This window comes from Dactylosporangium thailandense (assembly GCF_059739745.1).
This window is the reverse complement of the sequence record NZ_AP029195.1, coordinates 6154155-6165669: the sequence shown is the minus strand read 5'-3', so window position 1 is coordinate 6165669 and position 11515 is coordinate 6154155. Positions and strand designations below refer to the sequence as shown.

Annotated in this window: 15 protein-coding genes and 1 pseudogene; 8 read left to right on the top strand and 8 right to left on the bottom strand. The window is 74.1% G+C overall.

All coding sequences use genetic code 11. The annotated features are described in order from the left end of the window. Positions 1-23: 23 nt before the first annotated feature. Positions 24-275, top strand: a complete 252-nt coding sequence (locus tag AC6JBM_RS27090) for a hypothetical protein (RefSeq protein ID WP_497986535.1) — start codon at positions 24-26, stop codon at positions 273-275. Here AC6JBM_RS27090 and AC6JBM_RS27085 read toward each other — a convergent pair. Continuing rightward, complete coding sequence (locus AC6JBM_RS27085; RefSeq protein ID WP_497986375.1) at positions 177-884, bottom strand: PhoU domain-containing protein; 708 nt, start codon at positions 882-884, stop codon at positions 177-179. The genes AC6JBM_RS27090 and AC6JBM_RS27085 overlap by 99 nt on opposite strands. A gap of 249 nt (positions 885-1133) precedes the next feature. Next, positions 1134-2735, bottom strand: coding sequence for a methyl-accepting chemotaxis protein (locus AC6JBM_RS27080; protein ID WP_497986374.1), 1602 nt, complete (start codon positions 2733-2735; stop codon positions 1134-1136). A gap of 398 nt (positions 2736-3133) precedes the next feature. Here AC6JBM_RS27080 and AC6JBM_RS27075 point away from each other — a divergent pair, with 398 nt between their 5' ends. Beyond that, positions 3134-3727, top strand: a complete 594-nt coding sequence (locus AC6JBM_RS27075) for a leucine-rich repeat domain-containing protein (protein ID WP_497986373.1) — start codon at positions 3134-3136, stop codon at positions 3725-3727. A gap of 9 nt (positions 3728-3736) precedes the next feature. Here AC6JBM_RS27075 and AC6JBM_RS27070 read toward each other — a convergent pair whose 3' ends face one another. Then, entirely contained in the window at positions 3737-4825 is a 1089-nt protein-coding gene (locus tag AC6JBM_RS27070) for a HEAT repeat domain-containing protein (protein WP_497986372.1), read from the bottom strand. Between the two features lie 232 nt (positions 4826-5057). On the opposite strand from AC6JBM_RS27070, the gene AC6JBM_RS27065 reads away from it, so the two are divergent. After that, complete coding sequence (locus AC6JBM_RS27065) at positions 5058-5915, top strand: DUF1963 domain-containing protein (protein WP_497986371.1); 858 nt, start codon at positions 5058-5060, stop codon at positions 5913-5915. Between the two features lie 57 nt (positions 5916-5972). Here AC6JBM_RS27065 and AC6JBM_RS27060 read toward each other — a convergent pair. Continuing rightward, a pseudogene (locus AC6JBM_RS27060) lies at positions 5973-6219 on the bottom strand (DNA-binding response regulator); the annotation flags it as partial. Between the two features lie 63 nt (positions 6220-6282). Here AC6JBM_RS27060 and AC6JBM_RS27055 point away from each other — a divergent pair. The 3 genes from AC6JBM_RS27055 (at position 6283) to AC6JBM_RS27045 (ending at position 7716) form a co-directional block, all read left to right on the top strand. After that, positions 6283-6744 (top strand): PPOX class F420-dependent oxidoreductase, encoded by a 462-nt coding sequence (locus AC6JBM_RS27055; protein WP_497986370.1) that lies wholly within the window; start codon positions 6283-6285, stop codon positions 6742-6744. A 12-nt stretch (positions 6745-6756) separates the two neighbouring features. Then, positions 6757-7404 (top strand): PHP-associated domain-containing protein, encoded by a 648-nt coding sequence (locus AC6JBM_RS27050; protein WP_497986369.1) that lies wholly within the window; start codon positions 6757-6759, stop codon positions 7402-7404. A gap of 69 nt (positions 7405-7473) precedes the next feature. Beyond that, positions 7474-7716 carry a hypothetical protein gene (locus tag AC6JBM_RS27045; RefSeq protein WP_497986368.1) on the top strand — a complete coding sequence of 81 codons (243 nt, stop codon included), beginning with the start codon at positions 7474-7476 and terminating at the stop codon, positions 7714-7716. 52 nt (positions 7717-7768) lie between these two features. Here AC6JBM_RS27045 and AC6JBM_RS27040 read toward each other — a convergent pair whose 3' ends face one another. The 4 genes from AC6JBM_RS27040 to AC6JBM_RS27025 all read right to left on the bottom strand — a co-directional run bounded on the left by AC6JBM_RS27040 (position 7769) and on the right by AC6JBM_RS27025 (position 10242). After that, entirely contained in the window at positions 7769-8788 is a 1020-nt protein-coding gene (locus AC6JBM_RS27040; protein WP_497986367.1) for a medium chain dehydrogenase/reductase family protein, read from the bottom strand. A 61-nt stretch (positions 8789-8849) separates the two neighbouring features. After that, a complete protein-coding gene (locus tag AC6JBM_RS27035; protein ID WP_497986366.1) occupies positions 8850-9392 on the bottom strand; it encodes a TetR/AcrR family transcriptional regulator in 543 nt (180 codons plus the stop codon). Between the two features lie 32 nt (positions 9393-9424). After that, the gene (locus AC6JBM_RS27030; protein WP_497986365.1) at positions 9425-9865 is read right to left on the bottom strand and encodes a pyridoxamine 5'-phosphate oxidase family protein; all 441 of its coding nucleotides are present in this window, start codon (positions 9863-9865) and stop codon (positions 9425-9427) included. Next, positions 9865-10242, bottom strand: a complete 378-nt coding sequence (locus tag AC6JBM_RS27025) for a winged helix-turn-helix transcriptional regulator (RefSeq protein ID WP_497986364.1) — start codon at positions 10240-10242, stop codon at positions 9865-9867. The genes AC6JBM_RS27030 and AC6JBM_RS27025 overlap by 1 nt, the downstream gene beginning before the upstream one ends. Before the next feature lie 62 nt (positions 10243-10304). Between AC6JBM_RS27025 and AC6JBM_RS27020 the strand changes: the two genes are divergently transcribed. Together AC6JBM_RS27020 and AC6JBM_RS27015 are read left to right on the top strand one after the other, a co-directional pair. Then, the gene (locus tag AC6JBM_RS27020) at positions 10305-10919 is read left to right on the top strand and encodes an NAD(P)-dependent oxidoreductase (RefSeq protein ID WP_497986363.1); all 615 of its coding nucleotides are present in this window, start codon (positions 10305-10307) and stop codon (positions 10917-10919) included. 29 nt (positions 10920-10948) lie between these two features. Further along, positions 10949-11467, top strand: a complete 519-nt coding sequence (locus AC6JBM_RS27015; RefSeq protein WP_497986362.1) for a MauE/DoxX family redox-associated membrane protein — start codon at positions 10949-10951, stop codon at positions 11465-11467. Positions 11468-11515: the final 48 nt, after the last annotated feature.

Below are 11515 nucleotides of genomic sequence, written 5' to 3'. Positions count from 1 at the left end.
ATCAGCGGGGAGGCGACATCCCGATGACACACGAAACGGCCGGTGTCCACAGCGAGACCGCACCCGGCGAACGGCGCGTGGCGGTCGTGCCCGCGGCCGTCCGACCCATTCGCGACCTCGGGCTCACGGTCGCCGTCGAAACCGGGGCCGGGCGCGAGGCCATCCTCGACCAGATCTCACCGGCGGGTCTGACCTGCGTCCGCGACCAGGATCACGTGCCGAGCCATGGACACCGCGAGCTCAGCACAGCGTGCGTAGTACCGGCACGCCAATGAGGTGTCCAGCGCGGCATCCACATCGACCGGAGCCGGGTCGTGCAGCAGCAGTCGGCAGAGCCGCTGTCGCAGCCGTCGCACCTCGGCGTCGGCCGCTTCGATCCGCGTCTCCGTATCGGCCCGCGGCAACCTCGCGGCGCTGCCCGCCGTGGCCATCATGTCGGTACAGAGCCGACCCATGCGGCACACGACGGCCCGCACGTCGCCCGGCACCGCCGGCCGCGCGGGCCGTGACCCGGCGATCTCAGCCAGCCGCCTCGCCAGTCCCTCGACGCACTCCGCGTCGGCGTTGACCTGCGCGGCGACGACGATCGTGCGCACAGTGGCCGCAGGCGATGCGACCCGGGTCTCATCGATCGCCAACGCGTGATCCTCGACGGCTTGGTGCAGCGCGTGCAGGGCCTTGTCGGCATCAGGCAGAGCGCCCGCGGCGGAAGGACCGGAGTCGCACAGAGCCCTGGTGACGTGTTCCAGCGCGATTCTTGAGCGCTCGATCACCCCGAGCAGGTGACCGCTCAGTTCGCCTGAACGCTGATGATTCCACACTCCAGCCTCCTGCTGGATGGTCGCGCCAAAGCGTATCGCGCTGACGCGGGCCCTGGACGTCATCGCGGTGAGGTACCACCTCGGGCGCCGGGGATGAATCACCCGCGGCCTGGCTCGACAGCGCTGCCGCGCAACGGCCCGGTCGTCGCCGGCGTCGACGGACCGTCCGCTTCCGCGCTCGCGCTGGCGTTCGAGGACCGTACCGGCGCATCGGTGTGGGTCGAGGTTTGTGACGTCTCGTCTGGCTGCGACCGACACCGCAACGGCAGTCACTCAGGGATGGATCCCCGTCCGCCGGGCCGCCGGCTCGACTCAGAAGCGGAACTGCGACACGAGCTGCTGCAGGTGGGCCGCCGTGCGGGCCAGTTCCTGGCTGGCGGCCTGGGTCTCGGTGATGCTGGCCGCGGCCGTCTGGGAGGCCTCGGCGACGCCGTTGATGTTGTCGGCGATCTCGTTGGTGCCGGTCGCGGCCAAGGTGACGTTCCGGCTCATCTCGCCCGTCGTGGCGGTCTGCTCCTCCACGGCGGCGGCGATGGTCGACTGGTACTGGTTGACCCGCTCGATGACCTCCGCGATCCCGTTGATGGACACCCTGGCGGCCTGCGCGTCGGTCTGGATCGCGGCGACCCGGGCCGAGATGTCCTCGGTCGCCTTCGCCGTCTCCTGGGCCAGGTCCTTGACCTCGCTGGCCACCACCGCGAAGCCCTTGCCCGCGTCGCCGGCCCGGGCCGCCTCGATGGTGGCGTTCAAGGCCAGCAGGTTGGTCTGCTCCGCGATCGAGGTGATCAGGTTCAGCACGTTGCCGATCTCCGTCGAGGAGGAGCCCAGCTTTCCCACGGTCTCGTTGGCGTTGCGGGCGTCGCGTACGGCCTGCCCGGCGACCGCGGCGGCCTCGGCGGCGCTGTGCGCGATCTCCTTGATGGAGGCGGCCATCTGCTCGGCGCCGGTCACCACGCTCTGCACGTTGCCGGACACATGCGTCGCCGACGCGGCCACCACGCCCGCCTGGGCGCTGGTCTCCTCCGCGGTCGCGGCGATCTGGTCGCTGGTGACCGACAGCTCCTCCGACGACGCGGCGACGCTGCCCGCCGTCTCGGCGACCCCCGCGATCACCTGCCGGGTGCGGCCGGTCGCGGCGTCGAGGGCCTTCGCCATCTGGCCCACCTCGTCGCCCGAGTCCACCTCGGCCACGCGGGTCAGATCGCCCGCGGCCACCGCCGACAGCACCTCGCTCACCCGCCGCAGCGGCCTGGTGATCATGCGGGTGACCCACCAGGCCAGCAGCACCGCGAGCACGATGCCGGCGCCCAGCACGGCGTACAGGACCGTCCGGCTCTGCTGGTAGGTGGAGCGGGCGGCAGCGACGGTGCCCTCGGCCTGGCTTGCCTCCGCCTTGGTCGCGGTGTCCAGCTCGGTCATGGCCTGCGCGGAAAGCGGCGACGTCACCTGCGAGCTGACCTTGACGAAGGTGACGAAGTCGTTCGCCCGGGCCGCCGGCAGCAGCTGATTGTTCAGGGCGTCGCGGTACTGTCTCCACACCTCGATGAACCGCCGAACGGCCGCCGGGTCGGCCGCGTACGGCAGGTACGCCTGGATGTTCGTGTCCACCGCGGCGTCGGCGGTGCGCATCCGCTGCTCGGCCGCGCTCACCGCCGCCGGGTCCGAGGTGAGCGCCACGTCGCGGACGGCGATGCGCACCGTGTTGGCCTGCACCCGGGCCTCGGCCAGGCGCATCGACGGGAGGAGGTTCTGCTCGTTGATGTCCTGCCCGCGCTGGTACGTGCGCGACAGGGCGACGGTGGCGACGACGCCGCCCGCCACCGCGGCGACGACGACGGCCGCGACGGCCGTGTAGATCTTCGTGCCGACCTTGCGGTCGGCGAACCACCGGACCGGCCCAGCGGAACCTGCCATGGACGTACCCTTCGCACGTGTGCCGGGGACGTCACGCTTGCCGCAGGGTGGGCCGTAACGCCTGTGCACCTAGCGGTCCCCGCCGGTGGGCGCCGGCGACGAACCGCGACATCGGAGAACCCCGCATCGACCGTTGCGTTGGGGGCGTGATCATGACGATACGACGGCGGGTGACCCGGCGGGGTCGATTCGCGCAAGGCCGATCCGCGGCTCGGGGCGTCACTGCACATTGGGGTACCGCCCACCGCCGCCCGGCCGACGCCAGGCGGTCAGCCCGTTGACGACGGACCGGGCCCGACCAACAAGCGACGCCGCCGCAGCGAGCCCGCGTTCCCGCACCGTGGCAACGGGTCGCTACGGTCGATGGCCGGTACTTCCCACGGAGAGGCGCAGACCGCATGAGCGATGGGCATCGAGAGCTGGCCGAACAGCTGAGCCAGGCCGCGCAGACCCGGTCGGTGACGTTGCGCGACGTCGGGCTGGAGCCCGACTCGTACGATCTGCTGCGCACCGACACCCGGTTCGCCGGCGTGGAGCGGCTCGCGCTGCACCACAACCGGCTCGGCGACAGCGGGACCGCGGCATTGGCGGCCAACCCCGCATTGACCGCCGTGACGCACCTGGAGCTGGTCGGCAACGCGGTCGGCCACGACGGCATCCGCGCACTCACCAACAGCCCGCTGCGCACCACCGTGACCCGGCTCGACCTCAGCGGCAACCCGGTGACGCCGGAAGGCTTCGACGCACTGGCCGACGCGTCGATGCCCGCCCTGCGGGAACTGGTACTGCGCAACGTACGCTGCGGCGGGCTGGGCGCACTGTTGCGCGCGGCGGCCCTCGACAGGCTCACCCTGCTCGACCTGTCCGAGAACGACATCGCCGACCACGACCGGGAGTACGCCGACTGGGGCGGCCCGGCGGTCTACACGATCCCGGCCGACGAGGTGTGCGTGGAACTGCGCCTGCGGCTGGGGTACCGCCTGGATCTGTGACGCCGGCGCCTACTCGGCGCAACCGGACGCCTCGGCAAGGACACGCAGCGCGTTGCGGCGCCCCAGGTCGGTGGGTTCGGCGGCGGCCCGCTCCCGCAGGAGGTCCACTGTGGATGGATCGGCGGGCCACCGGCGGACCAGTGCCTCCCACGCGCCGATCCGCACGGAACAGTCCGGGTCGGCGACGGCCCGCTCGCGCAGCATCGAGCGCACTCGCGGGTCGGCCGTCCAACCGGCGGCGAGGGTCTCCAGGCACGCGCGGCGCACCAGCGGCGACGGATCGTCGAGCGCGCGCTCGCGAAGCAGCGCCAGCACGCCGAGTTGGTCACGCCACAGGCCGGGACGGTACTCGTACGGCGGCGAATGCGGGGCCGACCCGGCAAGCACGTCGATCGCGCACCGGCGGACCTCCGCGGCCGGGTCCGCGACGGCGCACCGGCGCAGCACCGCTTCGGTGCCGGGCGCGTCGGGCCAGCCGTGGGCCAGCCAGTACGCCGCCTCGTACCGCACCGCGCCGTGCCCGTCCTCGCGCACGCGCCCGCGCACGTGCGCGCCCGCCCGCGGATGGCCCGGCCACAGCCGGGCCAGCGAGTTGACCACCTGCCGGCGCACGTTGTGGTCGGGGTCGGCCACGCCGCGCTCCAGCAGCCACGCAACGGTGCCCGGTTCGTCGCGCCAGCCGCTCGCGTACGCGGCGACGGCCTGGCGGCGAACGTAACCCTCCGGGTCGTCGACCGCCCGGACCCGCACCAGGGGCCGGACCCTCGGATCGGCGGGACGCAGCTGCGCGAGCTGGACGAGCGCGGTACGCCGGAGCCGCCGCTCATCGGCACCGGTCGCGAGCGCGAACAGCCACTCGACCGTCTCCGGCTCCGCACGACCGCGGTGGGCGATGGTTTCGAGCATCGCGTCGCGGACGTCCCCGTCCGGATCGCCAAGGGCGCACTCGCGCAGCAACTCGCGGACGTCGGGGTCGGCGAGCCAGTCGCGAGCCAGGATGCTCAGCGCCCGATGGCGATCCCACGGCTCCTCGGCCAGGAACGCCTCTTCGAGCAGGGCATCCCGCCGCGCGTGCGCGGCCTCGTCCGCATCGCCCACGTCCATGAGGGTAATGGCCGCGCCACAGCCGCGAACCGCTTGACCATTGGACGTCGAACCGACTTCGGCCACCGAAAGGACATGCCGCACAGCAACGCCCCGCAGGAGGCCCGCCGCCTCGGGATGACCGACGGGCTGTCACCCGGGCACGACGCCGGCGGCGACGGCGTGGAACGGGACCTTCGCGTCGACCGCGGGCCCGGGGTTGACGAGCCGTGCCAGCATGGCCCGGGTGCGAACCGAAGACGAGCTGATGACCATCGCCCGCGAGCACCTGCCCGCCGGCGTCGCCGAGGGGTGGCTGGCCCTGCGGCTCCCCGCCGTGCAGCTCGTGCCGGTACCGGTCGGTGACGTGCTCACACCGGTCGTCGGGCAGCTCGGCGGGGAGCCGGAGCTTCCGGACGACGTGCCGTGGCCGGTCGCTGGCGACGGCCGCCCGCTCTACCACGTCGCGACCGTCGACTGCGGTGCGCTGCCCGCGGCGGGCGCCGGGCTGCCGGACGGTGGGCGCTTGGTGTTCTTCGTCGACGAGGCGCTGTTCGAGGACGACGTCGACCCGGACGAGCCGCCCCCGTCCGGCGCGGCTCGCCTCGTGCACGTGCCGGCCGGGCAGGCGGTGCGGCGCCGCGCCACCCCGGCGCGCGGCAACGCCTACGACCGGACCCGCCTGGGCGCGCGTCCGTGCGTCACGGTCCCGGCCGGCGACGATCCGGCCGTGTCGCAGGCGCTCGGCGACGCGGTGACCGACCCCGGGCATCCGCTGCGAGCCCTGCGCCTCGCCGCGGCGCTCGCCGGCCAGGAGCCCGACCATCGCCTCGGCGGCCACCCGCGGTCGCTGCGCCACTGCGTGGAGCTCGACGCCGCGACCGCCGCGCTCGGCGGTGCCGCGAACCGGCGCGACCCGGCGGTGCGGAAGGAGGCGCTGCGGTGGCGCCTGCTGGCCCAGTTCGACCGCAGTGACCCGGACATCGCCTGGCACGGTGACGACGCGGTACTGCTGCACTGGCTCATCCGCGCCGACGACCTCGCCGCCGGCCGCCTCGACCGCGTGTTCTTCACCCTGAGCCGCCCATACGGCGACGGCGAATAGCGACGTTTGGCCCGCGTCACATGGACCCCGCCCGGCCGCTGGAATATCGTGGCCGAGCTCGCGCGGGGTCAGCGCGGCGAGGCGGCGATCCGGCTCGGCCGGGCCGCGGCGGCGCAGCACGTCGGCGATGAGGCGCCGGGTGACCGTCGGGGCCAGCAGCGACGCGCCGGACGCGACCGCGCGCACCGTGCAGCGCGTCGGACACGTACTCGTCCAGGTCGAACGTGGTGAGCACGAGCACCCGTCGCGGCCGCCACCGCCGCGGCGATGAGCAGGTCGATGGCCCGGACGCGCATGCCGTCATTGTGCCGTGGGGGTCCCTGGCGGAGCCTCCCTCGCAGGAGCCGGATCCGGGTACGGTCGGCTCATGGCACGCAAAATCGCGACGAACGACACCGTCGACCGGGCCGCGCTCGTCGAGTTCCTGAGCCCGCGCCACCACGCGGTCGTCATCACCACCCGCGCCGACGGCCGCCCGCAGGCCTCGCCGGTGACGTGCGGGGTGGACACGCAGGGGCGCATCGTCGTCTCGACGTATCCGGAGCGGGCCAAGGCGGCGAACCTGCGCCGCGACCCGCGGGTGTCGGTGCTGGTCCTGTCCGACGAGTGGAACGACGCCTGGGTCCAGGTCGACGGCACCGCCGAGGTCATCGACATGCCGGAGGCGCTGGAGCCGCTGGTCGACTACTTCCGCTGCATCTCCGGCGAGCACCCGGACTGGGACGAGTACCGCCAGGCCATGCGCGACCAGGGCAAGTCCCTCATCCGCATCACGGTCGACCGCTGGGGCCCGGTGGCCACCGGCGGGTTCCCGGCCCGCCTGGCCTGAGGTCGCGAGCCGGTGCCCTGGTACCGCGGCGACTGCCACGTCCACTCCGCGCGCAGCACCGGGGGCGAGCTGACGCCGGAGCAGGTGGTCGCCGAGGCGCGCGCCGCCGGGCTCGACTTCATCGCCGTCACCGAGCACAACACGAGCGACACGTACGAGCGGTTCCTGGCCGTCGCCGGGGACCTGCTCGTGCTGCGCGGCGTGGAGCACACCACCCCGGACGGGCACTGGCTGGAGATCGAGGGCGGGCTGCGCATCGCGGCGCACCCGTTCGCGCCGTACCCGACCGGCACCATGCGCCGGCCCTGGGAGGAGTTCGACTGCGTCGAGGTCTGGAACGGGCTGTGGGCCTCCGACCGGCCCTGGAACGCCGACAACGAGGCCGCCCTCGCCGAGTGGAAGCGGCGCCTCGACGCCGGGTGGCGCCAGCCCGCCATCGGCGGCAGCGACGCCCACCTCGCCGGGCAGCTCGGCACGCCGCACACCGTCGTGCGGGCCGAGGCGCTGACCTCCGCGGCGATCGTCGCCGGGCTGCGCGCCGGGCACAGCTGGATCGCCGGCGAACCCGGCCTGGAGCTGGACCCGTGTGGTTCGCCGCTCGAGGTGCGCCACCCCGACGGCTCCATGGCCGCGCTGCGCAATCCACTCAACCTTTCCTAGGTCCGGGCCCGGCGGCCGGGTGACGGCTACCGAGAGGACCATGGATGCGGGCGGACGCAGCGGGCCGGGATGCCGAGGGCCGGGTGGCCGGGGGCGAGGACGGGCTCGGTCGACGGCGACGCCCTCGTGGTCGGCAACACGCCGGGCGCGACCACGCGCCGGGTCGCCGCCAACGGCGCGGTCGACGAACTGCGCGGCCCCGGCGGCGAGGTCGCGTGGGCGTTCGCGATGAACGCGGACGGCCGGACGATCGCGGGGGTGATCGCGACCGATTCCGCGACCGCCGAGTTCAAGGTGGTGCGGTGCTGCTGACCGGCGCGGTGTCCCGGGCGCGACCGCCGCGCCCGGGACCGTTCTCCCAGGTTCAGGGGATCAGGACGACCTTGCCGGCGACGGTGCCGGACTCGGCCAGGCGCACCGCCTCGGCGGCCTCGCGCAGGGGGACGCGGGCGGCGACCTGGGCGGTCAGCGACCCCGCGGCGAGCAGGGCGAAGACGTTCGTGAGGTCCTCGCGCAGCCGCGCCTGGAACGCGGCCCGCCGGCGGCGGCCGGCCCACAGGTTGTAGAAGCCGGCCCGGCGCCCGTTCGGCGTGAGGTTCCACCACAGCAACCGCCCGAACAGGGCCAGGACGGGCAGCCTCGAGCTGCCGGCGACGTCGCGGGTGGCGGCCGTGCCGTAGGACACCAGCGCCCCGCCCCGCCGCACGAGCCGCCAGGACTCGAGGATCCCCGGCCCGCCCACGTGGTCGAAGACGCCGTCGTAGCCGTCCGGGGCCAGGGCGCGGGCCTTCGCGTAGAGCTGCGGGTCCCGGTAGTCGATCGGCTCGGCCCCGAGCGCGCGCACGGCGGCGTGGTGGCGCGGCGAGGCGGTGCCGATCACCCGGATCCCGGCGTGCCGGGCGAGCTGGACCAGGGTGGAGCCGACCCCGCCGTTGGCCCCGAGGACCAGGATCGTGCCGCCGCGGGGCACCCGGGCCATCCGGTGCAGCATCTGCCAGGCGGTGACCCCGTTGACCACGACCGTCTCGGCGTCGGCGGGGTCGACGCTGTCCGGCACCGGCACCAGGTCACCGGCGTCGACGAGCGCCGCGGTGGCCCAGCCGCCGGTCTTCGTGACGGCCGCGACCCGGGTGCCGGCGAGCGCGCCGTCGACGCCGGGCCCGACCCGCTCGACCCGGCCGACCAGGTCGTAGCCGGGCACGAAGGGGAACGTGGGCTGGTCGTAGTACTTGCCGCGGCGCATCTGCTGCTCGGCGAACGACACCCCGCTCGCCTCGACGCGGACGAGGGCCTGGCCGGCGCCCGGGGCGGGGAGCTGCCGGTCGCGGACCTGGAGGCCGGCGGGGTCGACGATGCCGGGCAGGACGATCTCGGTGGCGTGCATGGCGTTCCTCCGAAGTAAGTATGTGTGCACTGACTGACAAAAGCGGGCAGCAAAAGGCGCGCTACGGCACGTGCCGCATGCCGAACGTGAGGGCGTGCGCCCAGGACTCGTCCACGTCGTCGAGCCCGGTGGTGACGATGAGGTGGCACAGCTGGCCGTAGGCGACGAACTGCTGGATCTGCTGGTCGTCCGCGCCCTGGACGCGCAGGAAGTCGACCAGGCGCCGGTAGCCGGCCCGGACCGCGGCCCCGACCTCCGGCACGTCGCTGACGCTCTGCGCGTGGACCTGCAGCATGAGCAGGTCCTTGTCGGCGATGAGCTCGGCGTAGGTGTCGCCGAGGTATTCGAGCACCAGCGCGGGACTCTTGCCGGCCATCTCCTCGGCCGCCGTCTCCAGGGTGGCGAGGATGCGCTCGTAGCACGCCTCGACGGCGGCCACGAACAGCCCGAGCTTGCCGGAGAAGAGCCGCAGCGCGTAGGCCTCCGAGATCCCCGCCGCCGCCGCGACGGCCGTGACCGGCGTGGCGTGGTAGCCGTTGCGCGCGAAGACGGCAACGGCGCGGTCGAGGAGGACGGCCCGGCGGGCCTCGGCGGTGCTGCGCATGTAAGTCAGTACACACAAACAAACTTCACGTGTCAAGGCCGGACGGAGGTGCGGCCGTCACGGGGCAGCGTGGGGTCCAGCACCCAGTGCTCGTCGACGACCGCCCGGTACAACCGGAACGGCCCGCCCTCGGCGATCTTGTCGGACGTGAAGGCCTCCGCGCCCTTGGCCAGGCAGCCGCGGTTGTAGGCGTCGAGCCCGTCGGTCACGATCCCCGCCGTGCCGCTCATGTAGACGGCCTTGGCCCCGCCGATCGGCACCGTGGAGTCGTACACGACCAGGCTCAGCCGCGGGCGCACCAGCAGGTTCCGCGAATGTCTGGTCTGCGGGTCGGAGAGCCAATAGACGGTGTCGTACCCGTCCAGGGCGTAGAACACCGGCGACACCCACGGCTCCCCGCGCTCGTCCGCGGTGCCCAGCACCAGGTAGCGGTTCTCGTCGAGCATCTCCCGGGCGTAAGCCTCGAGATCCATCAGGGCTCCTCCGTGGCAGCGGCCCGGGCCGCGAGCAGCTCGGGCAGGTGGGCGTCGCTCCACGCGCGGAACGCCGCGATGACGGGCAGCAGGCTGGCGCCGAGCGGGGTCAGGGCGTACTCCACCCGCGGCGGGTTCTCGTCGTGCGCGGTCCGCGTGACGAGCCCGTCGCGGCCCATCGCGCGCAGGGTGGCCGCGAGGACCTTCGGCGTCACCGCCCGCAGCGGCACCCGCAGCTCGGTGAACCGGCGCGGCCCGCCGCTCAGGCACAGCAGGACCATCCCGGTCCACTTGTCCCCGACCTGGAACGGCAGCACGCCGGACGGGCACATCGGGTCGAACAGGTCCGGGTCCAGCGGCTCCCGGGGCTCGGCCATCGTCCGAGCGTAGCGCCCGTATCGTTGCGGAAACCGGCCGCCCCGGCCCTAGGTTCGCGGCCATGAGAATCGCTGTGTTCGGAGGAAGTGGTCGGGTCGGGCGGGCCGTCGTCGCGGAGGCGGCGCGCCGCGGGCATGCGCCCGTCGCGCTCGGGCGGCCCGTCGAGGTCACCGACGCGGAGCGGGTGCGCGGGGCCGTGGCCGGCTGCGACGCGGTCGTCAGCGCGGTCACGCCCGCGTCCGGGCCGGCTGAGCTGGCGCGGCTCGGCGACGCCTTCGACGGGCGGTTCTTCGCCCGCGCCGCCGACGCCCTGCTCGCCGCCCGCCCGCCCCGGCTCGTGGTCGTCGGGCTGTTCGCGACGCTGCGCACCGCGGCCGGCGGCCTGGTGCTCGACGACCCCGCGGCCTTCCCGGCCGCCCTGCGCCCGTTCGCGCTGGCCCACCTCGCGGGCCTCGGCCGGCTGCGCGCGGACGCCACCGGGGTCGACTGGGCCGTGCTCACCCCGACCGCCGGGCTCACCGCGGAGGGGCCGCGCACCGGGCGGTACACCCTGGGCGGCGAGACCGTCCCCGACCCGGACCCCACGCTGTCCCACGCCGACCTGGCGGTCGCGGTGCTCGACGAGATCGAAGATCCGGGTGTTCGCAGGGGCCGCGTCAGCGTCCACGGGAGATAGGCTGGTCTCGATCACGGGGAGGAATGCGCATGGGATACGTGGAAGTCGCGGCCAGGCTCCTGGTCGCGACCGTGTTCGTGGTGGCGCTCGCCGGGAAGGTCGGCTCCCGCAGGGCCTACACCGCGTTCGCGGACTCGCTGCGGCAGATGCGCGTCGTGCCCCCGCGGCTCGTCGCGCCGGCCGCCGCCGGGTCGGTCGCGGCCGAGGTCGCCGTCGTCGCGCTGCTGCTCGTGCCGGCCCGCTGGGCCGCCGTCGCCGGGTTCGTGATCGCCGCCGGGCTGCTCGCCGTGTTCGCCGGCGCCATCGCGCTCAGCCTCCGCACCGGCAGCCGGGCGCCCTGCCGGTGCTTCGGCGCCTCCACCACCCCGCTGGGCCGGGGGCACATCGTGCGCAACGCCGTGCTCGTCGCGATCGCCCTCGCCGGCCTCGCGGCCGCGGCCGGGGGCAGCGCCATCGCCGTGCCGGGCGCGATCGTCGCCGGCGGCGCCGGGCTGGTCGTCGGGATCGTGGTCACCGCCTACGACGACATCGCCGCGCTGTTCCGATAGCCGCCCCGCACCGCAAACCCGAAGCCGCCCGGCCGACGCGTCATGGCA